This is a genomic window from Sphingomonas jaspsi DSM 18422, assembly GCF_000585415.1.
Lineage (GTDB): Bacteria > Pseudomonadota > Alphaproteobacteria > Sphingomonadales > Sphingomonadaceae > Sphingomicrobium > Sphingomicrobium jaspsi.
The window spans coordinates 1741971-1766955 of sequence record NZ_KK073876.1 but is presented as its reverse complement, the minus strand read 5'-3'; the positions used below and the strand labels follow the sequence as shown (position 1 = coordinate 1766955).

Genomic DNA, 24985 nt, shown 5'->3' with positions numbered 1-24985 from the left:
GCCCTGGTTGGCCATCGCGCTGGCGGCGTCGGCCGCTTTTCCTGCCGGTGCAGCAGCCCGCCAGCCGGTCGGCACTTCGTCGGACCTGCTGACCTACGTCCAGGCGCGAACGGCCGAGATGGAGGGCGACGGCGCCAAGTCGGCGCGCCTATATGCCTCCATCCTCAAGTCCGATCCGGGCAATGTGATGCTGGCCCGGCGTGCCATGGCGATCGCGCTGCAGGCTGGCGATACACCGCTGGCGTTGTCACTCGCCAAACGCATACCGACGGAACAGCTGGGTTTCGACGGTCGCACGCTTCTTGCGGTCGACCTGCTCAAGGCACGGAAATATGCCGACGCGCTGGCAATGCTGAAAAAAGCGCCGACCAGCACCGAAACCGACCTGCTGGCGCCATTGGTCGAAGCATGGGCCGATACGATGGCCGGCAATGGCGACGGCGTCGCGCGGATGGCGGCGCTTCCGGCGGATTCGATGCTGAAGCCGGTAGCGACCTTGCAGCGCGCGCATATGCTGATTGCGCTGGGCAAGCGGAACGAAGCCGTGGCCGCGGCCAAGGCGGCGGTGGTCGGCAAGCCCGCCGGTTTCACGCGCCAGCGCATCGAACTCGCCGCAGGTCTCCAGCGACTGGGAGAGCGAGAGGCCGCGCTGTCCATCCTGGCGGGCGACGATGGGCCGCTGGTCCGGGCACGGCAGGCCATCGAGGCAGGCAAGGCCCTGCCCACGGCGCTCGACACGCCGGCCAAGGCCATGGGCGAACTTCTGATGTCGCTTGCGTCCGACCTTGCCCGCGGGGAGGCGGATCAGGAACTGTCGCTCGCGCTTGCGCGCATCGCCGCTTATGCCGATCCCGACAACAACAGTGCGACGATCCTTTCGGCCCTTTTCCTCGATGGCGGCGGCGTGACCGACGGGGCGCTTAATACGCTGCGTTCAATTCCGCCGAACGACCTTTTCGCGGGCGACGCGCTGGACCTAGAAGCGCGGATCCTCAGCCGCAACGGCCGCGATGCCGAGGCCCTGCAGCGGGTCGAAGCCTTGGCCAATGCTGCCGATGCGCCGGTCGTCGACATCACGCGCCTGGCCGACGTGTTGGGCGAGCTCGACCGCCACGCCGAAGCCGCCAAGGTTTACGGCCGGGCAATCGACGCCGCCACCGCCGAGGGTGCGCAGTCGAGCCTGTGGTCGCTCTACCTTTTACGTGCATCAAGCCTGGAGGAGGTCGACCGCTGGGCGGATGCCAAGGCCGATCTCAAGCAGGCCCTCGCGCTGGAACCCGAAAATCCGATCCTGCTCAACTTCCTAGGCTACGGGAAACTCGAGCGCGGCGAGGATCTCGACGCGGCCGAAGCGATGATCCGCAAGGCTAGCGCAATGCGCCCCGACGATGCGTCGATTACCGATTCGCTTGGGTGGGCACTCTACAAGCGCGGCAATCTGCCCGAAGCGATCGATACGCTTCGCCGCGCCGCCGCGGGGGATCCGGCCCAATCCGATATCCACGAACATCTCGGCGATGCCCTGTTCAAGGCAGGACGCCGGATCGAAGCGCGCTTTTCCTGGACGGCGGCATTGGTCACCGCGCCGGACAAGGTCAAGGACAGGCTTCAGTCGAAACTCGACAACGGCCTCAATCCGGCCAACGCCGCACCCTGATGCGGCTGTCGGAGCCGGCGCTGGCCAAGCTCAATCTCGCGCTCCACGTGCGGCGGCGACGCGCCGACGGCTATCATGATCTTGAGACGCTGTTCGCGTTCTGCACCGACGGCGACATGCTGCATGTCGAGACGTCGGAACGCCTGGGGATGGCGATTGAGGGGCCCTTCGCGCCGGGCCTGTCGGCGGGCAGTGACAACCTTGTCTGGCGCGCGGCTGAGCTGCTGGCGCAGGCCGCCGATGTCGAAGCGCGAGCAGCGATCACACTCGACAAGCGCCTGCCGATTGCGAGTGGAATCGGCGGGGGCAGCGCCGACGCCGCGGCTGCGCTTCGCCTCCTGACTCGGTTCTGGAAGATCGACCCGGGCCATGCGGCCGCAGTGGCGCCCCGACTTGGCGCCGATGTCCCGGCGTGCCTGCTGAGCATGACGACGCGGGGGACCGGGGTTGGCGAGCAGCTGGAAGTAATTGACGTGGGCAGTCTCTCGGGAACAGCGGTGCTGCTGGTCAATCCGCGCATTCCGCTGTCGACCCCACAAGTGTTCGCCGTATGGGATGGCATGGATCGTGGACCGCTCGCCGACTGGCGGGAAGGGCGGAATGACCTGCAGCAACCCGCAATCTCGCTGGTGCCTGAAATTGGCGAAGTGCTGCAATGGCTGGAAGAGCAGCCGGGCGCCGCCATCGCCCGCATGTCGGGTAGCGGGGCGACCTGTTTTGCACTGTTCGACAGCGAGGCCGATCGAACCCGTGCCGCCTTCGCTTGTCCCGAGAAATGGTGGAATCTGGCGACCTTTTTGCGCTAGGGGCGCGGAGCATGACCCGCCCAATCCTTACCGCCGAGGCGATCCGCTCAGCCGAACAGTCCGCGATCGCCGCCGGCACCTGTGTCGAAACCCTGATGGAACGCGCCGGTCGCGGCCTTGCCGATGCCGTGGTGCTATTCACCGGACCTCGCCCCACATTGGTGCTTTGCGGCCCCGGCAACAACGGCGGCGACGGCTATGTTGCGGCGCGCCACCTTGCCGGGAAGGGCTTTCCCGTGACGGTGGCTGCGCTGTCCGAGCCATCCAGCGAGGCGGCGCGGTGGGCGCGCGGTAAGTGGGAAGGCAGTGTAGAGCCCTTTACCGACGTCGATCCTGCCCCTTTGATTATCGACTGCCTGTTCGGCACCGGTCTCAGCCGCGGCCTCGAGATTGCAGTCGCCGAACGTCTTGCAGACTTGGTGGAACAGGCCGCCATCGCCGTGGCTTGCGACCTTCCAAGCGGCGTTTCGACTGACGACGGGGCGATCCTGTCGCCCGTCGGGCAATATGATCTGACCGTGGCCTTCGGCGCATTGAAGCCATCGCATCGGCTAGCGCCTGCAATGCATCACATGGGCCGCGTCGTGATTGCGGACATCGGCGTCGAAACCGCAGGACAATGGTTCGAAATAGGCGAACCGCAGCTTCCTCCGCTGAAAGAGGACGGCCACAAATATGACCGGGGGCTGGTCCATGCGCTTGCCGGCACGATGCCGGGCGCGATCGCCCTCGCAGCCAAGGCCGCCGCAAAGGCGGGCGCTGGCTATGTGCGCCTGTCCACCTCTATCCCGATCGAGGATCTCCCCGACAGCATCGTCCAGCTCAATACCGCCGACATGAGCGACGAGCGCATCGGATGCGTACTGGTCGGGCCGGGGCTCGGGGACATTCCGGTGGTGCTGACGCTGGCGTTGACGTCGAAGGCGCCCAAGGTGATCGATGCCGACGCCATCGGCCTGGTTGGCGAGCCGCAGCGGCTGATCGGTCACGACGCGATCGTGACGCCTCACGAAGGCGAGTTCGTCAAACTGTTCGGCAAGATTGAAGGCAACAAGGCAGAGCGGGCGCTGGCGGCTGCGAAGGCATGCCAGAATGTCGTCGTGTTCAAAGGGCCCGACACGCTGGTAGCATCGCCTGATGGGCGCCTGGGCTTCGCACCGCCGGCGCCGGCATGGCTGGCCAGCGCAGGAACGGGCGACGTCCTGGCCGGCATCATCGCCGGGCTGCGGGCGAGGGGCATGGCATCGTTCGAGGCGGCCTGCGCTGGCGTCTGGCTGCACGGACGCGCAGCGGAGCGCGCGGGTCCCGACATGATCGCGGACGATTTGATCGACGCGCTGGCGGACGGCTAAACCCGCCATGTCCAGCGAACCCATCGTCCGCATCGCGGCGCGCGGCGACGGCGTCACCGCCAGCGGAATTCATGTCCCCTTCGGCGTGCCGGGCGACCAGTTGCGCGCCGACGGCTCGCTGGTCGAAGGGCCGGGGCACCAGGTGCCGTCGTGTCGCCACTTCCCGACATGCGGCGGATGCCAGCTGCAGCATCTCACCGACAACGCCTACGCCGATTATTGCCGGAGCCGCGTGGAAGGGGCGCTTGCCCAGCACGGGTTGTCGACGGTGATCCGCGCGCCGCATCTGTCGCCGCCGCACAGTCGGCGCCGGGCGACCTTGCGTGCGCTGAAAACGGGCAATCGGGTGATGCTCGGGTTCAATGAGGGGGGCAGCAATCGGGTCGTCGACCTCTTTGAATGCCACGTGCTGCGGCCCGAATTGTTCGCCTTATTAGCGCCACTGCGACGGTTGCTGGCGACGATCCTGCCCGCCAAACGGGCTGGGGAAGTTCATCTTACGCTCGCCGATCAGGGCGTCGACGTGCTGCTGAAGGGAGTCGCGGTCGAAGGACTGGAAGCGGTTGAGTCGCTGACCGAGTTTTGCGAGGCCAATCGGCTCGCACGGCTCAGCATCGACGACGGGTTCGGACCCGAAGCGCGTTATGAGCCAAGGCCGGTTACGGTTGGCTTGGGTGGGGTCGCGGTTCCGCTGGCGGTCGGCGCGTTCCTGCAGGCTACTCAGGACGGCGAAGCGGCATTGGTCGACGCGGTGCGTGAAGTGACCGAAGGGGCTGGTCAGATCGCCGACCTGTTCGCCGGGCTCGGCACCTTCGCCTTCGCGCTGGACGCCCGCGTCGTTGCGGCGGAAGCGGCCCGAGACGAGGTGCTCGCGCTCAAGGCGGCCTCCAATCGGTCAGGCGGGTCGGTCGTCGCCGATCATCGCGACTTGTATCGGCGTCCTTACGACCGGACCGAACTTGGCGTGTTCGACGCGGTCGTACTGGACCCACCGCGCTCCGGCGCGCTCGAACAGGTGAAGGAACTGGCCGCCTCGCCGGTGCCGCGCGTCGCCTACGTCAGTTGCAACCCCGCCACCTTTGCGCGCGACGCCGAGATACTGGTGGCGGGCGGCTATCGCCTGTCATGGGTGCGACCGGTCGGGCAATTCCGCTGGTCGACGCATGTCGAGCTGGCCGCCGCCTTTTCGCGCTAGCCGTGAAGCAGCGCGATGCCTGCGTGAAGCGTCAGCCCGATCAGGGCCAACGTCGACAGGATGAAGGGCAGGAACCGACCTTTTCCGAGCAGCTGGACGATGCTGTGAATGATCCGCAGCACGACATAAGCCCAGGCAAGATAGAGGTTTAGGGCGAAATGATCGCCCATCGCGACGAGCGCCAGGACGATGGCGTAGAACAGGGTCGGTTGTTCGACCAGATGCTCGTAATTCTGGCGACCCCATGTCGCTTCGAGCGGGATATGGCCTTCGAGATCGCGAGCGCGGGCGGCCTTCGGTACGCCCTTTAGGTCGGCGGTTTTCGCAGCGCTGATGGTGCGAGAGGCGCCGATGAACAACATGATGATCGTCCAAGCGACCAACGCGACGATCGGTCCCAGCAGCGGATTGTGAGCCATAAAAATCTCCTCAGCGAAGCGCGGCAATGACGGCCAGCCCGACAAGCAAAATCAGGCATAGCGAGGCGAGCATGAAGACCAGGAAGCGGTAGCGTATGCGATTGCTGATCGACTGGATCAGGCTGTGCACAACGCGAAGACCCACATAACCCCACGCCGCGTAGATGGCGGCAGGGGTTTCGGCCGCCAGCGCCATCAGCGCGAAACATGCGGCGTAAAACAGCGTCGGCTGTTCCATCAGGTGATTATAGTTGTGCGACTTCCACTGGACCTTGGGCGGCAGGACCTTGTCGAGATCGCTACCACCGCCGCCAACCCGGTTCTTCAGGTCGACGCCAGCCGCCACCATCGCGGGAATGCGGGTGGTGTAGACCCAGATGAGCATGACGATGGACCACGCGAGCAACGCCACGACAGGTCCGACGAGCGGGTGATGTCCCATGAAAAAGCCCCCTCCACATTGCTGTAGAGGGGGCACCATGCCGTAACGGTAGCGAAACGCAACCGTTCGTTTGTTTTGCTTAGTCGAACATCTTGGCGAAGGCCCGCTTCTCGCGGGTCTTCCATGCGCCGCGGTGGTAAGCATCGCTGGCGATCAGCGGCAGCACCGAGGTCGCTTCGGCATAGACCATCTGTTCGAGCGCGGTCGACACCTTGCCCCAGGAAGCGGCTTCCTGGAGCGTCGACGACGAGCAGGCGCCGTCGCGGACGTCGGCGACGGTGATCTGAACCGCATACTTGTGCACTTCGACGTCGTCGTGGCCGAGGATTTCGGCGCAGACGACCGTGTCCTGGGTGAAGTTCTTGGGCACGCCGCCGCCGATCATCAGCAGGCCCGTGGTGCCCGCCTTGATCTTGATGTCGGTCAGTTCGCGGAAATCGGCGATGGCGTCGAGCACCATGTAATGACCGCCACGCTTCATCGCGTCGACCTGGTGCTTGACGAGACCGAAGCCGGCCGAGCTGTCGACGAAGGCCGGACAGAAGATCGGCACGTCATGTTCGTAGGCGGTCTGGACCAGGCTGTTCGGCTTCTTGGCGTTGCCGTCGGCCAGCCACTTGCCCATCTCCTTGATGAAGGCGCGCGACGAATAGGGGCGCGGTTCCAGGCTGTCGGCGATCTTGCCGATGGTGTGGTCGCAATCCTGCAGCGCGATTTCGTCGATGTAGGTGTCGTAGATGCGGTCGATGTAGAGCGACCGCAGCGTGTCGTCGTCGGGGATTTCGTTCGCCTGATAGTGCTTGTGGCCAAGCGCTTCGAAGAAATCCATGTCGACGATGGTCGCGCCGGTGGCGACGATGGCGTCGACCATGTTGTTTTTCACCAGCTCGGTGTAGAGATCCATGCAGCCGCCGGCCGAGGTCGAACCCGCGATGACGAGGATGACCGAGCAATCCTTGTCGGCCAGCATCTGGTTGTAAAGGCCCGCCGCGCGCGAGGTGTCGCGGCTGGTGAAGCTCATCTTGCCCATCGCGTCGATGATCGGGCGCGCGTCGAACGAGGTGATGTCGATATGCTCGATCTCGGTCGAAAGCAGTTCGCGCTTGCGCGTGTCGTTGATGAGGCTTTCGTCCTGAACCTTGTTCAGCGTGTCGGTGGTCATAGTCTACTCCAAATATCGCGCGGCCCGCGGGTTCGCAGGCGCGACAGATGAGCGATTGCGGCGCCCTGCACCCGCAGGACGCCGCGATCAAGGTCTAAAAACGCTACAGGGTGATGACGTTCGAGGCCGCCGGGCGTTCCGTGGCACCGGTGTAGAGCGAGGCCATCGGCTCGTCATCGACGATGACCCGATCCTCGACCCCGAAGCCGTTGAACCCGGTACGCATGGCGCAGCCATATGCGCCCAGCATGCCGACCTCGATATAGTCGCCCGGCTGGACGTCGCCCGGAAGCATGAACGGACCCGTCATGTGGTCGAGGTCGTCGCAGGTCGGGCCGTAGAAGCTGAACGCCATGTCACGGACGTCGGACGCCTGCTCGCGCACCAGCTTGACCGGATAGCGCCAGCCGATATGCGCCGCATCGAACAACGCGCCATAGGCACCGTCGTTGATGTAGAGCTCGTTGCCCCGGCGCTTTTCGACGCGGACGAGGACGCTGGCATATTCGGCGCACAGCGCACGGCCCGGCTCGCACCACAGTTCGGCGGAATAGCTGATCGGCAGCGCTTCGAACGCGTTGTGGATGACCTCGAAATAGCTTTCGAGGGCAGGGGGCTCCATGCCCGGATACCAGCTGGGGAAGCCGCCACCGACGTCGACGATGTCGACGGTCACCGCAGCCTCGACGATCGCGGCGCGGACGCGCTCCATCGCTTCGCCATAGGCATTGGGGCTCATCGCCTGGCTGCCGACGTGGAAGCAGATGCCAAGCGCATCGGCGGCCTGGCGGACGGCCTGGAGGAGCGGCTTCACTTCGGCCGGGTCGGCACCGAACTTCGAGGCGAGGCTGAGTTTCGAATGATCCGACGAAACGCGCAGGCGCACGAGCAGGTTGAGATCGGTCGCGCCGCGGGTTGCGCGCATGATCTTTTCCAGCTCCTCGATCGTGTCGAGGCTGAAGGTCTTCACGCCATAGGTGAAATAGGCTTCGGCAATGGCTTCCTCGGCCTTGACCGGATGCATGAAGCACAACGTCGCTTCCGGCAGGGTCTGGGCAACCAGCCGGACTTCGCCGAGCGAGGCGACGTCATAATGGGTGACGCCCGCGTTCCACAGCACCTGCAGCAGGTCGGGCGACGGGTTCGACTTGACCGCATAGAGCGACTTGCCCGGAAACTTCTCGGCAAAGAAGCGGGCAGCACGCGTTGCGGCATGCGGACGGAGGAGCGTGACCGGCTGGACCGGTCGGAGGGCCGAAACTAGCCCCAGCGCGCTATGATGCTTGTACAACTCAAGGGACCTCCAACGGATAGTGCGACAGGTTTAAGCTGCCTTGCGGTTGGAAGTCCCATGGGGCAGCGGAAGCGCGATATATGGGTGGGGTCCCCCCATGTAAAGAATTTTTGGACCCTTAGGCTGTGGCTGATCGCACACAGGGTGCGGTTCGGCGAATGTCGTGAAAGGTGAAGGACTTGGCCGATTATCCACAAGTGACGCGGGATGATGTTCTGGCGGCAGCGAAACGCATTGCCGACGACATCGTGCGCACGCCGCTGATCGAGGCAGAGATTCGCGGCCACAGGGTGTGGCTGAAATGCGAATCGCTACAGACGGGCGGCGCCTTCAAGCTACGCGGCGCGACCAACCGCTTGTTGCAATTGAGCGAGGATGAACGCCGGCGCGGAGTGGTGGCCTTTTCATCGGGGAACCATGCGCAGGGCGTCGCCATCGCCGCCGCGCGGCTGAGCATCAAGGCCATCATCGTGATGCCGTCGGACGCGCCCATCAAGAAAATCGAGGGCACTCGAGCTCAGGGCGCTGACGTGGTGCTGTACGATCGCAGGACGGAAGATCGCGTCGCTTTAGCCGAACGCATCGCGGCCGACCATGGGTCGGTCGTCGTCCCGAGTTTCGACGATCCGCATATTGTTGCCGGTCAGGGAACGGTCGGGCTGGAACTCCAAACCCAGCTAGCGGAAGCAAACGCCGGCGCGGCACAGCGGATTGTCATATGCTGCGGAGGCGGAGGGTTAAGCGCAGGCATCGCATTGGCCTGTCCCGAGGCGGCGATCACCATCGTGGAGCCGCAAGGCTGGGACGATATGAGGGCATCGTTAGATTGTGGGCACATCGTCCCGGTGGCCAAGACTGCGCCTGCAACGCTCTGCGATGCCTTGCAGACTCCCTTGGTGTCGCCCATCACCTTCGATATTCTTCACAACCGCGGTGCCGACGCTGTTTCCGTAAGCGAAATGGAAGTTGTCGATGCCGTGCGCTGGGCATGGTTCGAGCATCGGCTCGTCGTGGAGCCCGGCGGCGCGGTGGCGCTGGCTGCGTTGCTGGCGGAGAAGGTCGAGATCGTGCCGGAGACGGTCGCCATCCTGTCGGGCGGCAACATCGACCCTGACTTGCATTCGAAGCTGGTGCGTTAGGCGCGGGCGACCCGATATTCGCCGGGTTCGAGATGAAGCGGGCTGCTCCGCTCGACCGTGCGTGTGAGTTCTTCGAGTTCGGCGGCGAGCGTGCGGAGTTCGGCGGCAAGGGCCTTTGGGTCGAGTTCCGACAGATTCGCCGACGCATCGAGCAAGGTGTCGAGCATCATGGCGATGCATGGCAGGATCGTCCCCTCGATCCGGTCGAACGCCTCTTCAAGTCGGGCCTGTTGCTGCTGGACTTCCTGCATGGCGCGGAGCATGGACCCGCCAAGGTTAAAAAGGCGTGAAAGGGACGAAAATTGGCGAATTTCGGGTCGGCGGCGCTAGCCCTGACGATGATTGCGGCGATCCTGCTCTTGGTGTTCGGCATTCGCCAAGCGCGCGCTGCTGAAACCCGGCAGCGCGGCCTTTTGATGATTGCCTGCGCAATCGTGTTCGTCGGAAACGTCCTGATCTGGACGCTTTAGGTCCTCAACGGATCGGGCAGCTTGGGTCCAGGCGGAAGTCGAGATAGTCGTCCACGCTTTTCATCAACAGGTCGAGCTCGTTGGCGAAGAAGTGGTTTGCGCCCGGAATGGTGTCGTGGGCGATGGTGATATGCCGCTGGGTGCGCAGCTTTTCGACCAGCTTTTGCACCGCGCCCGGGGTCACCACTTCATCGCTGTCGCCCTGGATGATGATGCCTGAGGCGGGGCAGGGGGCGAGGAAGCTGAAATCATACATGTTGGCCGGCGGCGCGATGCTGATGAACCCGCGAATTTCCGGACGGCGCATGAGCAGCTGCATGCCGATCCACGCGCCGAAGCTGACGCCGGCGACCCAGGTCACTTCCGCTTCCGGATGGATCTGTTGCACCCAGTCGAGCGCGCTGGCGGCATCCGACAGTTCGCCGATGCCATTGTCGAACGTACCTTGGCTCTTGCCGACGCCGCGGAAATTGAAGCGCAGCACGGCAAAACCGCGGCGCACGAAGTCCTTGTAGAGAAGCTGCACGATCTTGTTGTTCATCGTGCCGCCGGCCTGCGGGTGGCTGTGAAGGATCAGCGCAACGGGCGCACGCGGGCGCGGACCAGGGCTGAAACGGCCTTCAAGGCGACCTTCTGGTCCGGGAAAAATGACTTCGGGCATGGATGCTCGCTTGGCGCTAGGGCGAAAAAGACGTGCCGCGGGGTGCACCCCGGCGGCGGCTCCTATATAGGGCTGGTGAAAGCTTAAGCAACGGCGGGATTCCACACGACCATGACGACGCGCATCTATCTCGATCATGCATCGACCACTCCGGTGATCGCGGCTGCGAAAGAGGCGATGACGCGAGGGTTCGAGCATTGGGGAAATCCCAATTCGCCGCACGCCGAAGGGCGGGGTTCGCGGGCGTTGCTCGAAGAAGCCCGCGAGACGATCCGTCAGGCGCTGGGCTGGCGGCATGACGTCATCTTCACCAGCGGCGCGTCTGAATCCGTCGAAATTGTAGGGCGCTGCGCCACACCGGCCGGGCGTACATATGGTGCGACCGAACATGCCATCCTACCGCACGCCATGGGGTCGGATTCGATCGTCCTGCCGGTCGACCGCAACGGACTGATCGACGAGGTCGCTCTTGTCGACGTACTGTCCCGCGGGCCGTCGCTCGTCGCGATCCAGCAAGTCAACAATGAGACCGGGCTCATTCAGCCGCTCGACCGTTTCTACCCGATGATCCGCGAATCGGGATCGCTGCTACTCGCGGACTGCGCGCAAGGCGCATCCAAGCTGCCGCTGCCCGATGCCGACTTCATCGCCATCTGCGCTCACAAGCTCGGCGGGCCGCCGGGTATCGGTGCGTTGCTGGTCAAGGATCTCGCAACCCTCCGGGCCTGCGGTGGCGGGCAGGAAAAGGGCTATCGGCGCGGGACGCAGGATATGCCGTCGGCGCTGAGCTTCGCCGCCGCACTTGCTGCCAAGCCTTACAATATGGACCGGATGTCGGCGCTCAGGGAAAGGCTTGAGCAAGGCGTAAAGCAGGCGGGCGGCATTATCATTGCCGAAGCTGCACCGCGCGTCCCGACCATCGGCGCAATCGCGCTACCGGGCGGCACCAGCGCGTCGATGCTTGTGCAACTGGACCTTGCCGGCATTGCGGTTTCCGCCGGCAGCGCCTGTTCGTCTGGGAAGGCCAAGGCCAGCCACGTCTTGGCGGCGATGAACCTGCCCGACGATGTGTCGGCCGGCTTCCTGAGGCTCAGCTTCGGTCCTGACACAAGCGAAGCCGATGTGGATGCGTTCCTGGCCGAATTCGGCAAGATCGCCCAACGGACGCTCGCCAGCCGGGCGGCATGATTTACCTCGACTACCAGGCCACCACGCCGGTGGCGCCGGAAGTGGTCGCAGTTATGCGACCTTGGGCCGAGGAAAAATTCGCCAACCCTCATAGCCCGTCGAAATGGGGTCGGGAAGCGGCCGCGGCGATCGAACATGCGCGGGACCAGATCCTTACCGCGCTCGGCCTTGACGAGGGCCGTTTCGTCTTCACAAGCGGCGCGACCGAGGCGCTCAATTGGGCAATCGCCGGCACGCTGGAGCGGAGCGAACGGCGCAAAATCGTTACGATATCGACCGAACATGCCGCCGTTCTAGACACCTGCGAATGGCTGGAAGGGCGGGGCTACAGGGTCGTGCGACTGCCCGTCGGCGGGGACGGGCTGATCGATCTGGATGCGGCCGCCGAGGCGATCGACGACCAGACCGCCTTGGTGGCGGCCATGCTGGTCAACAATGAGATTGGCGTCATTCAGCCGATCGCCGAGCTGACCGCACTCGCGCACCGTCACCATGCGCCCATGCTGTGCGACGCGGTTCAGGCCTTCGGCCGTGTTGCGATCCCGCAGGGTCCAGACCTCATCGCCCTGTCGGCCCACAAGATTTATGGGCCGAAGGGGATAGGCGGCCTGTGGATTCGCAAGGGCTTCGAGCCGCGGCCGTTGTTGTATGGCGGCGGCCAGGAACAAGGTTTGCGTAGCGGAACGCTGTCGCCGGCGCTTTGCGCCGGGTTCGGCGAAGCCGCGAGATTGGCCGAGATGCGGTCGGCGGGGGATCAAGCCCATGTCGAGAAGTTATGGGAAGTTGCGCTGTCAACCTTCGGTGCAGATTGGGAAATCAACGGCAGCGCTGCGGCGCGTTATCATGGAAACCTCAACCTCCGCCGCGACGGTTTGGACGGCGCCCGCTTGATGGCCGACCTGCGAAATATCGCCTTTTCGCTGGGTTCGGCCTGCGCGTCGGGTTCGGGGCGCCCAAGCCATGTTCTCCGCGCGATCGGTCTTTCCGACCGCCAAGCGCGCAGTTCGATCCGGCTCGGTTTCGGCCGGTATACGGGCGAAGCGGAGCTTGCCTCAGCCTGCAGGCACATTAACGAGGCGGCGCTCCTGCAAAGGCAATATTCGGCATGACCCTTGTCCGATTTTTGAAAGAGGACGGCTCGCTCGATCGGGAGGTCGTGGCTGCAGCCGGGGCCAACCTGCTCGATGTCGCCCAAGCCAATGGCCAGCCGCTAGAAGGCGCGTGTGAAGGCTCAATGGCCTGCTCGACCTGCCACATCATCGTCGACAGGGATGATTTCGGACGGTTGCCGCCGGCCAGCGAAGAGGAAGACGATCTGCTCGACCTTGCCGCCCATGTCAGCCGCACGTCGCGCCTTGCCTGCCAGATTACGCTCACGAACGAGCTTGAACAGTTGACGGTCCGGATGCCGGGCGGCGCCTATAATCTCGACCGATAAGGCTTGCGCGTTGGGGCGCGGCTCGCCATATGGCCCGCGGAAGTCGGTGGGCGGGGTTGTCGCCAACCTGGTCAGATCCGGAAGGAAGCAGCCACAACGATTTCGCCCCGGGTCGCCGGCTTCCACCTTCATCAAAATCGCAAAGACAAAACTGGAACGCGGCCTCGCGACCGCCTAACCTTGTGCCCATGGACGACGAATCGCCGGGCCTTGGCCTCGACCTTCCCGAACAGCCGCAGAAGCCTGCCGCGGCGTCCCCGTACCGCGTTCTTGCCCGCAAGTACCGGCCGCAGACCTTCGCCGAACTGATCGGCCAGGATGCAATGGTGACGACGTTGGGCAATGCCATCGCCCGCGATCGGATCGCGCATGCATTCCTTCTCACTGGCGTCCGCGGGGTCGGCAAGACGTCGACGGCCCGCCTGGTCGCCAAGGCGCTGAATTGCATTGGACCGGACGGGCAGGGCGGACCGACGATCGACCCGTGCGGCGTATGTGAGCCGTGCCGTGCCATTGCCGAAGGTCGCCATATCGACGTGATCGAAATGGACGCCGCCAGCCATACGGGCGTCGACGACGTGCGCGAGATCATCGAGGCGGTCCGCTATGCCGCAGTTTCGGCTCGTTACAAGATCTACATCATCGACGAAGTTCACATGCTTTCGAAGAATGCTTTCAATGCGTTGCTGAAAACGCTTGAGGAGCCGCCGGAGCATGTGAAATTCCTGTTTGCGACCACGGAAGTGAACAAGGTACCGGTCACCGTTCTGTCGCGCTGCCAGCGGTTCGACCTTCGTCGTATTCCGGCTGACAAACTTGCCGCTCACTTCGCCGAGGTCGCGTCCAAGGAAGGCGTCGCCGTCGAAGATGAAGCGGTCCAGGCGATTGCCGTTGCCGCCGAAGGGTCGGCGCGCGACGGGCTTTCGATCCTGGATCAGGCAATTGCGCACGCCGACGGCACGGTAACTGCCGCTCAGGTCCGCGACATGCTCGGCCAGGCTGACCGGGGTCGGATTCGCCGCCTGCTCACCACCCTGCTCAACGGCAACGCGGCCGGCACCTTGGCGCAACTCGACGAAGCCCATTCGCTCGGCATCGAACCGGTGGCATTGCTGCGTGGGCTGATGGCGTCGGTCCATGCCGTCACCCGGGCCAAGGTCGGCGCGGGCGACGACCTGTTGCAGTCGGTCGAAGAGCGCGAGGCGGCCACCGATTTGGCCGCCAACCTCAGCTGGGGCAACATTCACCGCCTGTGGCAACTGTTGCTCAAGGGATTGCAGGACGTCGCCGTCGCGCCCGACCCTCATGAAGCAGCGACGATGGCCTTGCTGCGCCTCATCCATGCGGCGGAAATGCCCGATCCTTCCGCGCTAGCGGCGATGGTTTCCGGCGCATCTCCTGCCAGTCCTCCTGCGGCCAATAGGGATGCTCCGCCGACCGTTGCGCCCGCCGCCAAGGCCGACCGGCCCGACGATTTTGCAGCGCTGGTCGAAGCGATCGAGCGGCACGGCAAGCAATTGCTCGGTCTTCAGCTGCGCGACCATGTTGGCTTGGTCCGTTATGGCGACGGCGAGATCGTACTGAAGCCGCTGAAGCCGCTCGGCCCCGACTTTTCGCGCGATTTGTCGGCTGCCGCAAAGGCGGCGACGGGGTACAGCTATGACGTCCGGCTGACAGACGAGAGCGGATCGCCTTCACTGCAGCAGCAGGAGGTCATGGCCGAAGAGCGGGTTCGGGCCGAAGTGCTCGATGACCCCAATGTAAAGGCGCTGTTCGAGGAATTTCCGGAAGCGGCGCTTGAATCGATCGAACAGAAGGAAGCCTGACATGCCCAGCCTCGATGAAATCATGAAGATGGCGGAAGCCGCACAGGCCCAGCTTCAGGCGGCGCAGGACAATCTCGACAAGGTCGAGGTCGAAGGCGCATCGGGCGGCGGATTGGTCAAGATCAAGGCGACGGCCAAGGGCCGGATCCTTGGTGTGTCTATCGACGACAGCCTGCTCGTCCCGTCCGAAAAGACGATGCTCGAGGACCTCATCGCCGCGGCCATCAACGATGCCCGCGCCAAGGCCGATCTCGCTGCCGGCGACCAGATGAAGGAAATGACCTCGGGATTGCCGCTGCCGCCCGGATTCAAGCTGCCCTTCTAAAGGCTTGCCGTAACGGTGATTTGCAGCAATCCTCCCCGCAAAACAGCTTTGATCGGGAGGGTGACTTGGCATTGGGTGCGATGCAGGACTGGCCACTGCGCGTGATGCGCCTGGTCGACCACGCCGAACGCGAACATGGCGAAGGTGAAATCGTCACCGCCTGGGCCGACGGCAGTGTGACCCGTACCAACTGGCGCGCGGTCGCCCACGATGCACGGCGGATGGCGCAAGCGCTGGAAGCGCTCGGTTGCCGCAAGGGCGACCGGATCGCGACGCTGGCGATGAACCATAGCCGTCACCTCAGCAGCTGGTATGGCGCGGCGGGAATGGGCGGGGTGTTGCACACCATCAACCCGCGCCTGTTCCCCGACCAGCTCGAATATATCGCCAACCACGCCGAAGACCGGGTGCTGCTTTACGATCACGCGTTTGCTCCGCTGGTCGAGGCGATGAAGCCCCGCTGGACAACGATCGAACGATATATCTGCTTCGACCCTCCAGCCAACGGGGTCGGCGATACCGGCTTCATGGAATGGATCGGCGAGCAGGACGGAGACTATGCCTGGGTCGAGGGCGACGAGCGCGATCCGGTCGGCCTCTGCTACACCAGCGGTACGACCGGAAATCCCAAGGGCGTGCTCTACGAGCATCGCTCGACGATGCTTCACACGCTCGCCGAGGCGGCGCCGGACATCTTCAACCTGTCGAAGCAGTCGGTGGTGCTGCCGATCGTGCCGATGTTCCATGCCAACGCCTGGGGCGTTCCGTGGGCGGCGCCGATGATGGGTTGCAAGCTGGTACTGTCGGCGGATTACCGCCCGGACACCATGTGCCGCCTGTTTCGCGAGGAGAAGGTCACCCATTCGGCCGGCGTCCCGACCATCTGGCTCACGATGATCGATTATCTCGAGCGCAGCGGCGACAAGCTGTCCGACCTCAAACAAGTTACCATCGGCGGGTCGGCGGCACCGCGCGCCATGATCCGCTGGTTCCTGGAGCATGGCATCGAGGTCGGGCACGCTTGGGGCATGACCGAAACCTCGCCGATCGGGACATGCGGCTCGCGGCCGCTGGGCTGGGAAAATTACAGCATCGACGAGAAAGTCGAATATATTTCGAGGCAGGGAAGGGTGCCCTTCGGCGTCGAGCTGCGCACGGTCGACGAGGACGGAAACGCCCTGCCGCGAGATGGCAAATCTTCCGGCAATCTCCAGTGCCGAGGACCTTGGGTTATCAGGCGCTATTTCAAGGCCGAAGAAGACGCGACCGACGAAGATCAGTGGTTCGATACCGGCGACGTCGCCTGCCTCCACCCCGACGGTACCATGCAGATCACCGACCGCGCCAAGGACGTGATCAAGTCCGGCGGGGAGTGGATCAGTTCGATCGAGCTGGAAAACGCAGCGGTCGGCTTCGCTGGCGTAGCAGAGGCTGCGGCGATCGGTATCGCCCATCCCAAATGGGACGAACGCCCTCTGCTTGTCGTCGTAAGGCAGGAAGGATGCGACATTTGCCCTGACGCCTTGCGAAGCCATCTGGCCACCAAGGTCGCGAAGTGGTGGCTACCCGACGCCATCGAATTCGTCGACGAATTGCCCCACACCGCGACTGGCAAGCTCAGCAAGAAGATGCTGCGAGAACGCTTTTCCGCCTACCGCTTCGCCGACGCGGATGCGCGGTTGGAGGAACTTCGCCGCTAAGGCACTGGATTAACGGCGCGCCAGCCCCTAAGTGCGCTGACAAATCCCAACTCTATTCACGGAGCCTCGCGACCCCATGGCCGCTCAATATGCTTTCGTCATGAAGGGCATGACCAAGTCCTTCCCCGGCGCGCAAAAGCCGGTGCTGAACAACATCAACCTCCAGTTCTACCAGGGTGCCAAAATCGGCATCGTCGGTCCGAACGGGGCGGGTAAGTCGACACTGATGAAAATCATGGCGGGCATCGACACCGAATTTTCGGGCGAAGCATGGCCGGGCGAGAACATCACGGTCGGTTACCTGCCGCAGGAGCCCGAGCTCGACCCGACCAAGACCGTGCTTGAGAACGTCAAGGACGGCGCGCGCGAAGTTGCGGACATGGTCGATCGCTTCAATGCCATTTCAGCGGAGATGGGCGATCCCAAGGACGACACCGACTTCGATGCGCTGATGGAAGAGATGGGTGAGCTGCAGGGCAAGATCGACGCGGTCGATGGCTGGACGCTCGACAACCAGCTCGAAGTCGCGATGGAAGCGCTGCGCTGTCCGCCGGGCGACTGGAGCGTGGAGAATCTGTCGGGTGGTGAAAAGCGCCGCATCGCGCTGACCCGGCTGCTGATCCAGAAGCCGTCGATCCTGCTGCTCGACGAACCGACCAACCACCTCGACGCCGAAAGCGTCCAGTGGCTGGAAAACCACCTCAAGGAATATGCCGGCGCGGTGCTGATGATCACCCACGACCGCTACTTCCTCGACAATGTGGTGGAATGGATCCTCGAACTCGACCGCGGAAGCTATTATCCGTACGAAGGAAACTACTCCACCTATCTGGAAAAGAAGGCGAAGCGCCTCGAGCAGGAAAGCCGCGAGGAAAGCGGCAAGCAAAAGGCGCTGGCCCGCGAACTGGAATGGATCCGGCAAACCCCGGCGGCGCGCCAGAGCAAATCGAAGGCGCGTATCCGCAAGTTCGAACAGCTGCAGGAAGCGCAGGATGACCGGCGCATCGGCAAGGCCCAGATCGTCATCCAGGTGCCCGAGCGCCTTGGCGGCAAGGTCATTGAGGTGAACAACATCTCCAAGGCCTATGGCGACAAGCTGCTGTTCGAAGACCTGTCGTTCACCTTGCCGCCGGGCGGCATCGTGGGCGTCATCGGGCCGAACGGTGCGGGCAAGTCGACCCTGTTCAAACTGCTGACCGGCAAGGAACAGCCTGACACCGGCACGATCAGCCTGGGCGAGACCGTGCGCCTCGGCTTCGTCGACCAGAGCCGCGACCATCTCGATCCCAAGAAGAATGTCTGGGAAGAGATTTCGGACGGGCTCGATTACATGAAGGTCAATGGCCAGGATACGTCGACTCGCGCCTATGTCGGCGCGTTTAACTTCAAGGGTCAGGACCAGCAGAAGAACGTCGGTAAGCTTTCGGGCGGTGAGCGTAACCGCGTCCACATGGCCAAGATGTTGAAGGAGGGCGGCAACGTCCTGCTGCTCGACGAACCGACCAACGATCTCGACGTCGAAACGCTGGGTGCGCTGGAAGACGCGATCGAAAATTTCGCGGGCTGCGCCGTGGTCATCAGCCACGACCGCTTCTTCCTCGATCGCCTGGCGACGCACATCCTGGCGTTCGAAGGCGACAGCCACGTCGAATGGTTCGAAGGCAATTTCGAAGCCTATGAGGAAGACAAGCGCCGCCGCCTTGGTGACGCGGCGGATCGACCCACGCGCCTCGCCTACAAGAAGCTGAGCCGGTAAATCAGAGGCGGTGGCGGTTACGCCGTCACCGCCGTCTTCAGCCTATCAATCAACTACTGTCTGGTGTTTGGCGGCGTAATATCCGTCACCCGCCTCGCTGTGCTTCCTCTTCAGGATCGCGTCGATGCTCCAAGGCCCGGCGCCCTCGAACGCGATGTATAAGAAGATGAAGCAGAACAGCACTGCCGATTCACCGCCGTTGAGCATCGGGTAGGTGCTCTGCGGCGCATGGATCATGAAATAGCCTACCGCCATTTCCCCCGACAGCAGCAGGGCGACGGGTCGCGAGAACAGGCCAATAAGCAATAGCAGGCTACCCACCAATTCGATGAGCCCGGCCACCCACAGCAGGCTCCACATCGACGGCAGGCTGGCCGATGACCATGGGAAGCCGAGGATTTTCGTCATGCCATGCTGCAGGAACAGCGCGGCCGTGACGATACGAAGGATACTGAGGACCTCGCTGGCATAGCGTTCTGACCAGCCGCCCGGTTCGACGATCGGATTTTCCATTCAGCCCTCCGGCAATTTCGTGGCATCCCGATCAGTCTTGCATACCACGAAAAAAGGCGCCGGACCATGTGGCCGGCACCTTTGTTCATGGGAGGGCGGGTAGGTTAAAGTGCGACTTCGGCCTTGTGTTCCCGGCTGTGCTCCTTGCCGGGATCGATGTCGAACAGCGCCTTCAGCGCCGCCGCCTTCAGGGTCGATCCGGTGTCGGCCTCCCAAACCTCGGCGCGTTCGGTATCGAAGCGCAACAACAGCAGGTCCGCATCGTCCTTGCCGTCCTTGTACCAGCTTGCGATGAAGGGGTTCCACAAGCGGTCGATGACCGCGCGGTCGTCGCTAGGAACGAGCGTGCCGTGGATGTGGGCAAACAGCTTATGGTCCTTGGCGCTATAGGCGGCAACGGCGCGATGACCCTGACCGATGTCTGCGCCGACCCCGTCGGTCTTCGACGCGAAGAAATAGATCGCTCCGCCGTCTTCCTTGTCGCGGTCCTGTCGATCGATCTGCGCCGTCATCGGGCGCGTGCGGCTGTCTTCGACGCCTTCGAGGCCGAGCATCATGAATGGGCTGTCGTCGAGCGCGGTCCAAAGCTTCTTCTTGAGGCGAATTTCGGGGGCTTCATCCTTGCCGAACATGGCAACTCTCCTTGCGGGTTAGGTTGCCATAAGAACGGTATAAGCTTCGAGCCGTTCCGCGCTCTATCGCATCCGCTTCACCAGCAGTCGCCCGTCCTCGCTTACCTTGGTGCCGAAATTGGGCACGGCCTTGATAAGTTCGCTCAGACGGTTGAACCCGTAATTGCGGACGGCAAAGCTGCTGACGGCCTTGGCGCGCTGTCCAACTTCCGCAAGGCTGGCATAGCCTTCGTCGTCTCGCTTCGACGCTTTGTAGGCGGCTCCAAGCACCTGCAGCAGGTCGGCTTCCACCGCCCGCTGGCCGGCAGTGATCGGGGGTGCTTCCAACGCCTCTTCGCCGTTCGTGTCCAGCGCATCAACGTCGAAGAAGCGGGTGCAAGCCTGGCGGAAGCTCATCGGAGTCTTGGCCGTTCCGAAACCATAAACCGGCAGGCCGTCCTCGCGGATACGTTGGGCGAGGGGAAGGAAGTCGCTGTCCGACGACATGATGCCGAACCCGTCCACGTGGCCGCGGTAGAGCAGGTCCATCGCGTCGATGGTCATGCGCATGTCGGTCGAGCTCTTGCCCTTGACGACATCGAACTGCTGCATTGGGACGATCGAATGCATGCCTGTCAGCGCCCCCCATCCTTTGAGCGAGGTCTTGGCCCAGTTACCGTAGGCCCTGCGAATGTTGATCGTGCCCAACTCCCCCAGGACGAGCAGCACATCGTCCAGATGGTCGGGTGAAGCGTTGTCGGCGTCGATGAGTAAGGCGATGTTCAGCTCAGATTCGGCGTAATCGTTACGGTCACTCATCGGGTTTTCGCTCCTGTCCGTCGCTTCCTAGCACGACGCAGGCGGAACGAAACCGTTGTTGACGAGTCTAAGTCCTCGCAGGGGCGGGGATGTGTATCGGAGGAACGTGCCCATGAAGCGTCTTATCATCGCCACCACCATCGCCGGCAGCCTTGCCGTATCGGCCTGCGCCACGACCGATCCCTATGGCTACGGTTACAACGACCCGTATCGCAACACCCAGACCAGCAACGCCGTAAAGGGCGCTGCCATCGGCGGTGCCGTCGGTGCGGCGGCCGGTGCCGTCATTCCCGGCGTGAACCCGATCCAGGGCGCCGTTGCCGGTGCCATCCTTGGCGGCGTCGCCGGTGCGGTCATCAAGGGCAAGCAATATTACCGCGATACGCGCGGCTACTGCTACTATGTCGACCAGTACGGCAACCCGATCTACGACTACAACACCCGCTGCTAGTCGAAGTCCTGGCTAGACGGGGCGGAAGATGTCTTCCGCCTCGTCGAGCAGGTAAAGCTGCCCTTCGCTGATCGAAAAATGGCAGCCCAGGACCTTTAGCGCACCTTTGTCTTCGCGTTCCGACACGAAGGGGAAGGTACGCAAGTTTTTTAAGCTCTGGCGAATGCCGACCTCTTCTAACACGCGGGCGGCGGCTTCGTCCGTTCCGTGTGACTGGGCGATTTCGTGAGCGGGCCCTTCGATTTGGCTCATCCAGTTGGCAACGAAGCCGCCTTCGCCCGCCGGCGCATCGTGAAAACAGCCCGTCAGCGCGGCCATGATCCCGCCGCAGCGCTCATGACCCATCACTACGACTTCCGGCACTTTCAGCTGCGTTACCGCAAATTCCAATGCCGCGGAGACGCCATGACGTCCGCCGCCCCCTTCGAACGGGGGAACGAGGTTGGCGACGTTGCGAACGACGAAAATCTCGCCCGGGTCGGTGTCGAAGATGGTTGCCGGATCAGCGCGGCTGTCGCAGCAGGCGATAATGATTGCGCGCGGGCTCTGACCTTCGGCCAGTTCGCGCCAACGGCCTTTTTCGGCTTCGTAGCGATTCTCGCGGAAACGGCGATATCCCGCCAGCAGGTTGCCGAAGCCTTCCATTCGAATCCTTTCCGTAACGTCACCTGCGCCTAGGCGAGCGAGGGGAGGGGTGGCAAGAGTGCGCGCCAGTCGCTATCTGGCCCGACATGAATGCTCCGCTCCCGACGCCGCCCAAGCAGCGCAAGCCCGACTGGATCCGCGTGAAGGCACCGACCAGCGAAGGCTATGCCGAAACGCGCCGCCTGATGCGCTCGAAGAATCTCGCAACGGTGTGCGAGGAAGCGGCCTGCCCGAACATTGGCGAATGCTGGACCAAGAAACACGCCACGGTCATGATCCTTGGCGACACCTGCACCCGCGCCTGCGCCTTCTGTAACGTCAAGACCGGCATGCCGCGGGCCGTCGACCCGATGGAGCCCCAGAATACGGCCGACGCCGTCGCGGCCATGGGGCTTGAACATATCGTCATCACTTCGGTTGATCGCGACGACCTGCCGGACGGCGGCGCCAGCCAGTTCGTCAAGGTGATCGAAGCGATCCGCAAGACCACCCCGACGACGACCATCGAAATCCTGACCCCGGACTTCCGCAACAAGCATGAGGCGGCGGTCGAAGCGATCGTCGCTGCACGGCCGGACGTCTACAACCACAATCTCGAAACCGTTCCGCGGCTTTACCCGACGATCCGGCCCGGGGCGCGCTACTATGCGTCGCTGCGGCTGCTCGAGCAGGTCAAGAAGCTCGATCCGTCGATTTTCACCAAGTCGGGCGTGATGGTCGGCCTGGGCGAGCAGCGGCTCGAGGTGCACCAGGTGATGGACGACATGCGATCGGCAGGCATCGATTTCCTGACGATGGGGCAATATCTGCAGCCGACGCCGCGTCACGCCAGGGTCGAGGAATATGTCACGCCCGACGCGTTCAAGGCCTATGCCGCGATCGCCAGGGCCAAGGGCTTCCTGCTGGTGGCTGCGACGCCGCTGACGCGGTCGAGCTATCACGCGGGCGACGACTTCAAGAAAATGCAGGACGCGCGCAACAAGCAACTTGCGCGGACCGGCGGCGTTCTGGCCTGATGCCGCGTCATAGCGAGACCAAGCACCTGCCATACAGCCCCGAACAATTGTTCGCGCTGGTTGCCGATGTCGCCCGCTACGACGAATTCCTGCCCTGGGTCACCGCCGTCCGCATCAGGTCGGATAGCGAACATGAAATGATCGCCGACCTGATCGTCGGGTTCAACGCGTTCAAGGAACGCTTCACATCCAGGGTTACCAAGCAGTTCCCTAGCCGGATTTGCGTCGACTACATCGAAGGGCCGCTGAAATATCTGAAGAACGAGTGGCGCTTCGACCCCGCACCGGACGGCGGGACCGAAGTGTTTTTCTCTGTCGACTTCGCGTTCAAAAACCGCATTTTTGAAACGCTTGCGGGGCAAATGTTCGACCGCGCCTTAAGGCGGATGACCGGCGCCTTCGAGACCCGGGCAGCCGAACTTTACGGAAGCAGCAAGTCCAGCGCGCAAAGCGCGGCCTGAAAGCGTATTCCCGACCGACCCTGCGCGGAGTCGAACAAGTGGCTGTCAGCGGCGCAGTCGTCCGGCGACTGTCCTTTTAGTGCCTTGGCGAAGACCACCGTTCCGACCGGCTTGCCGGGCGTTCCCCCGTCCGGTCCGGCAATCCCCGTGATGGAAACTGCTACATCGACATCGAGTGCATGCAGCGCCCCTTGCGCCATGGCCCATGCGGTGGCGACGCTGACCGCGCCGAAGGTTTCGATCACGTCCTGCGACACCCGCAAGCGCGCAATCTTGGCCTCGTTCGAATAGGTAACGAAACCGGCGACAAAGACTTCGCTTGCACCCGGAATTTCGGTGATCGCGGCGCTGACCAGACCGCCGGTGCAGCTTTCGGCGACGGTGAAGCGACGACCGATCTTGCGGTTGGCCTCGACGACTTCGCGCGCTTTGTCGACGAGCTGCTGGGGAAGGAGCTGCATCAGCGCGGCACCCTGATCGTTGCCACGGCCTGCGCCGCAATGCCTTCGCGGCGGCCGGTGAAGCCCATTTGTTCGGTGGTGGTCGCCTTGATCGACACCGCCGAGGACGGAAGCTTCAGGATCTGGGCAACGCGGCTTTGCATAGCCTGGCGATATGGACCCACCTTGGGCGCTTCGCAAATGACCGTGCAATCAACGAAATCGATGATCCCGCCGTCGTCGCGGACTAGATTGGCGGCGTGGGCGAGGAAAATGTCGCTCGCTGCGCCTTTCCACTGCGGATCGCTGGGCGGAAAATGCTGCCCGATATCGCCCTTGCCGGCCGCGCCGAGCAGCGCATCGGTGATGCTGTGCAGGACGACGTCGGCGTCGCTATGCCCGGCAAGACCGCGCTCGTGCGGAATTTCGATGCCCCCCATCATCAGCGGGCCAGTCCCCTCGAACGCATGAACGTCGAAACCCAAGCCGGTACGGCTGATCATCTTGCTCTCCTGCAGCGCTTCGGCGCGCCGCCAGTCTTCGGGTGTCGTCAATTTGTCGAGCGATGCGCTTCCCTCGACCAACGCCACCTTCAGCCCGGCGGCGATCATGACGCTGCTCTCGTCGGTGGTATGACCGCGGCCCGCTTCGTCGATGGCGTAGCGCAGATCTTCTACGTGGAAAGCCTGCGGCGTCTGGATCCGCCAAAGCCGATCTCGGTCTACGAGCTGATCGGCCGTGGCGAGTCCTTTGGCCAGCGTGTCGGCGACGGGAAGGGCAGGCACGGCGCCATCGGCACCGTCCAAGGCCTCGAGCAACCGGTCGATGACGTCATGCGGGCAAAAGGGGCGGGCGGCGTCGTGCACAAGAACGACGCCATCGCCGATCGCGGCAAGCCCGGCCCTGACGCTGTCGGCCCGCTGAGCGCCGCCGATCACGACGTCACCGACGTCACGCCCCGCAAGCGCCGTTGCCGCCATTTCCTGCTGTCCGCTTCCGATCACCACGCGGACGCTGCTAATTCGGGGATGTGACGCCAATGCGTCTACCGCGTGGGCGAGCACGCTTTTTCCGGCGATCGTGGCATATTGTTTAGGAACATCGCCGCCCATGCGGGTGCCGGATCCTGCGGCGACGATAAGAGCGGTTACGGTCATTCTGCCGCCGCCTTGCCGCAATCGTGCGTCTAATGTAAAGGC

Annotated in this window: 28 protein-coding genes and 1 other RNA gene; 17 read left to right on the top strand and 12 right to left on the bottom strand. The window is 63.5% G+C overall.

Features of this window, described 5'->3' with window-relative positions; genetic code table 11:
* The first annotated feature begins 7 nt into the window (after positions 1-7).
* From G570_RS09100 to G570_RS09085, 4 genes are read left to right on the top strand one after another with little or no spacing between them, the layout of a single operon-like run.
* Entirely contained in the window at positions 8-1657 is a 1650-nt protein-coding gene (locus G570_RS09100) for a tetratricopeptide repeat protein (protein WP_037501491.1), read from the top strand.
* Positions 1657-2463, top strand: a complete 807-nt coding sequence (locus G570_RS09095) for a 4-(cytidine 5'-diphospho)-2-C-methyl-D-erythritol kinase (RefSeq protein ID WP_084607641.1) — start codon at positions 1657-1659, stop codon at positions 2461-2463. Before G570_RS09100 ends, G570_RS09095 begins: the two co-directional genes overlap by 1 nt.
* A gap of 11 nt (positions 2464-2474) precedes the next feature.
* Positions 2475-3815: a bifunctional ADP-dependent NAD(P)H-hydrate dehydratase/NAD(P)H-hydrate epimerase gene (locus G570_RS09090; RefSeq protein ID WP_037501488.1), complete on the top strand. Its 1341-nt coding sequence runs from the start codon at positions 2475-2477 to the stop codon at positions 3813-3815.
* A 7-nt stretch (positions 3816-3822) separates the two neighbouring features.
* Positions 3823-5010 (top strand): class I SAM-dependent RNA methyltransferase, encoded by a 1188-nt coding sequence (locus G570_RS09085; protein ID WP_037501485.1) that lies wholly within the window; start codon positions 3823-3825, stop codon positions 5008-5010.
* On the opposite strand, the gene G570_RS09080 is transcribed toward G570_RS09085, so the two are convergent.
* The 4 genes from G570_RS09080 to G570_RS09065 all read right to left on the bottom strand — a co-directional run bounded on the left by G570_RS09080 (position 5007) and on the right by G570_RS09065 (position 8324).
* Positions 5007-5429, bottom strand: coding sequence for an MAPEG family protein (locus tag G570_RS09080; protein WP_037501482.1), 423 nt, complete (start codon positions 5427-5429; stop codon positions 5007-5009). The two genes, G570_RS09085 and G570_RS09080, sit on opposite strands and share 4 nt — an antisense overlap.
* A gap of 10 nt (positions 5430-5439) precedes the next feature.
* Complete coding sequence (locus G570_RS09075; protein WP_037501478.1) at positions 5440-5871, bottom strand: MAPEG family protein; 432 nt, start codon at positions 5869-5871, stop codon at positions 5440-5442.
* A gap of 79 nt (positions 5872-5950) precedes the next feature.
* A complete protein-coding gene (locus tag G570_RS09070) occupies positions 5951-7033 on the bottom strand; it encodes a 1,9-bis(guanidino)-5-aza-nonane synthase (protein ID WP_037501475.1) in 1083 nt (360 codons plus the stop codon).
* 103 nt (positions 7034-7136) lie between these two features.
* Entirely contained in the window at positions 7137-8324 is a 1188-nt protein-coding gene (locus tag G570_RS09065; protein WP_037501473.1) for a type III PLP-dependent enzyme, read from the bottom strand.
* A 182-nt stretch (positions 8325-8506) separates the two neighbouring features.
* On the opposite strand from G570_RS09065, the gene G570_RS09060 reads away from it, so the two are divergent.
* Positions 8507-9466 (top strand): threonine ammonia-lyase, encoded by a 960-nt coding sequence (locus G570_RS09060; protein WP_156930410.1) that lies wholly within the window; start codon positions 8507-8509, stop codon positions 9464-9466.
* On the opposite strand, the gene G570_RS09055 is transcribed toward G570_RS09060, so the two are convergent.
* Positions 9463-9729, bottom strand: coding sequence for a hypothetical protein (locus tag G570_RS09055; RefSeq protein ID WP_037501470.1), 267 nt, complete (start codon positions 9727-9729; stop codon positions 9463-9465). The genes G570_RS09060 and G570_RS09055 overlap by 4 nt on opposite strands.
* A 75-nt stretch (positions 9730-9804) precedes the next feature.
* Here G570_RS09055 and G570_RS14085 point away from each other — a divergent pair, with 75 nt between their 5' ends.
* On the top strand, positions 9805-9936 hold the full coding sequence (locus G570_RS14085; protein WP_281169510.1) for a hypothetical protein: 132 nt from the start codon (positions 9805-9807) through the stop codon (positions 9934-9936).
* A 4-nt stretch (positions 9937-9940) separates the two neighbouring features.
* Here the strand turns inward: G570_RS14085 and G570_RS09050 are convergent, their stop codons facing one another.
* Positions 9941-10735 carry an alpha/beta hydrolase gene (locus tag G570_RS09050; protein WP_084607757.1) on the bottom strand — a complete coding sequence of 265 codons (795 nt, stop codon included), beginning with the start codon at positions 10733-10735 and terminating at the stop codon, positions 9941-9943.
* On the opposite strand from G570_RS09050, the gene G570_RS09045 reads away from it, so the two are divergent.
* The 8 genes from G570_RS09045 (at position 10709) to ettA (ending at position 18830) form a co-directional block, all read left to right on the top strand.
* Positions 10709-11785 carry a cysteine desulfurase family protein gene (locus G570_RS09045; RefSeq protein ID WP_037501464.1) on the top strand — a complete coding sequence of 359 codons (1077 nt, stop codon included), beginning with the start codon at positions 10709-10711 and terminating at the stop codon, positions 11783-11785. The two genes, G570_RS09050 and G570_RS09045, sit on opposite strands and share 27 nt — an antisense overlap.
* Positions 11782-12894 carry a cysteine desulfurase family protein gene (locus tag G570_RS09040; RefSeq protein WP_037501460.1) on the top strand — a complete coding sequence of 371 codons (1113 nt, stop codon included), beginning with the start codon at positions 11782-11784 and terminating at the stop codon, positions 12892-12894. Before G570_RS09045 ends, G570_RS09040 begins: the two co-directional genes overlap by 4 nt.
* Complete coding sequence (locus G570_RS09035; RefSeq protein ID WP_037501457.1) at positions 12891-13223, top strand: 2Fe-2S iron-sulfur cluster-binding protein; 333 nt, start codon at positions 12891-12893, stop codon at positions 13221-13223. The genes G570_RS09040 and G570_RS09035 overlap by 4 nt, the downstream gene beginning before the upstream one ends.
* 35 nt (positions 13224-13258) lie before the next feature.
* Positions 13259-13353: signal recognition particle sRNA small type (gene ffs, locus G570_RS13440), an RNA gene on the top strand.
* A gap of 58 nt (positions 13354-13411) precedes the next feature.
* Positions 13412-15049, top strand: coding sequence for a DNA polymerase III subunit gamma/tau (locus G570_RS09030; RefSeq protein ID WP_037501454.1), 1638 nt, complete (start codon positions 13412-13414; stop codon positions 15047-15049).
* A gap of 1 nt (position 15050) precedes the next feature.
* Entirely contained in the window at positions 15051-15374 is a 324-nt protein-coding gene (locus G570_RS09025; protein ID WP_037501451.1) for a YbaB/EbfC family nucleoid-associated protein, read from the top strand.
* Positions 15375-15454: 80 nt separating this feature from the next.
* Positions 15455-17074 carry a long-chain fatty acid--CoA ligase gene (locus tag G570_RS09020; RefSeq protein WP_037501448.1) on the top strand — a complete coding sequence of 540 codons (1620 nt, stop codon included), beginning with the start codon at positions 15455-15457 and terminating at the stop codon, positions 17072-17074.
* Between the two features lie 76 nt (positions 17075-17150).
* A complete protein-coding gene (ettA, locus tag G570_RS09015; RefSeq protein ID WP_037501445.1) occupies positions 17151-18830 on the top strand; it encodes an energy-dependent translational throttle protein EttA in 1680 nt (559 codons plus the stop codon).
* 45 nt (positions 18831-18875) lie between these two features.
* On the opposite strand, the gene G570_RS09010 is transcribed toward ettA, so the two are convergent.
* The 3 genes from G570_RS09010 to G570_RS09000 all read right to left on the bottom strand — a co-directional run bounded on the left by G570_RS09010 (position 18876) and on the right by G570_RS09000 (position 20773).
* Complete coding sequence (locus G570_RS09010; RefSeq protein WP_051504224.1) at positions 18876-19343, bottom strand: DoxX family protein; 468 nt, start codon at positions 19341-19343, stop codon at positions 18876-18878.
* Between the two features lie 104 nt (positions 19344-19447).
* The gene (locus G570_RS09005; protein ID WP_037501443.1) at positions 19448-19975 is read right to left on the bottom strand and encodes a pyridoxamine 5'-phosphate oxidase family protein; all 528 of its coding nucleotides are present in this window, start codon (positions 19973-19975) and stop codon (positions 19448-19450) included.
* 63 nt (positions 19976-20038) lie between these two features.
* Entirely contained in the window at positions 20039-20773 is a 735-nt protein-coding gene (locus G570_RS09000) for an NYN domain-containing protein (protein WP_051504223.1), read from the bottom strand.
* A gap of 112 nt (positions 20774-20885) precedes the next feature.
* On the opposite strand from G570_RS09000, the gene G570_RS08995 reads away from it, so the two are divergent.
* Positions 20886-21224: a hypothetical protein gene (locus tag G570_RS08995; protein WP_037501439.1), complete on the top strand. Its 339-nt coding sequence runs from the start codon at positions 20886-20888 to the stop codon at positions 21222-21224.
* Positions 21225-21236: 12 nt separating this feature from the next.
* Here G570_RS08995 and G570_RS08990 read toward each other — a convergent pair whose 3' ends face one another.
* Positions 21237-21869, bottom strand: a complete 633-nt coding sequence (locus G570_RS08990) for a carbonic anhydrase (protein WP_037501436.1) — start codon at positions 21867-21869, stop codon at positions 21237-21239.
* Between the two features lie 86 nt (positions 21870-21955).
* Here G570_RS08990 and lipA point away from each other — a divergent pair, with 86 nt between their 5' ends.
* Complete coding sequence (gene lipA / locus G570_RS08985; RefSeq protein WP_037501433.1) at positions 21956-22885, top strand: lipoyl synthase; 930 nt, start codon at positions 21956-21958, stop codon at positions 22883-22885.
* Entirely contained in the window at positions 22885-23346 is a 462-nt protein-coding gene (locus tag G570_RS08980) for a type II toxin-antitoxin system RatA family toxin (RefSeq protein WP_037501430.1), read from the top strand. The genes lipA and G570_RS08980 overlap by 1 nt, the downstream gene beginning before the upstream one ends.
* On the opposite strand, the gene G570_RS08975 is transcribed toward G570_RS08980, so the two are convergent.
* Together G570_RS08975 and G570_RS08970 are read right to left on the bottom strand one after the other, a co-directional pair.
* Positions 23307-23807: a CinA family protein gene (locus tag G570_RS08975; RefSeq protein WP_037501427.1), complete on the bottom strand. Its 501-nt coding sequence runs from the start codon at positions 23805-23807 to the stop codon at positions 23307-23309. The genes G570_RS08980 and G570_RS08975 overlap by 40 nt on opposite strands.
* The gene (locus G570_RS08970) at positions 23807-24943 is read right to left on the bottom strand and encodes a bifunctional 2-C-methyl-D-erythritol 4-phosphate cytidylyltransferase/2-C-methyl-D-erythritol 2,4-cyclodiphosphate synthase (RefSeq protein ID WP_037501423.1); all 1137 of its coding nucleotides are present in this window, start codon (positions 24941-24943) and stop codon (positions 23807-23809) included. Before G570_RS08970 ends, G570_RS08975 begins: the two co-directional genes overlap by 1 nt.
* Positions 24944-24985: the final 42 nt, after the last annotated feature.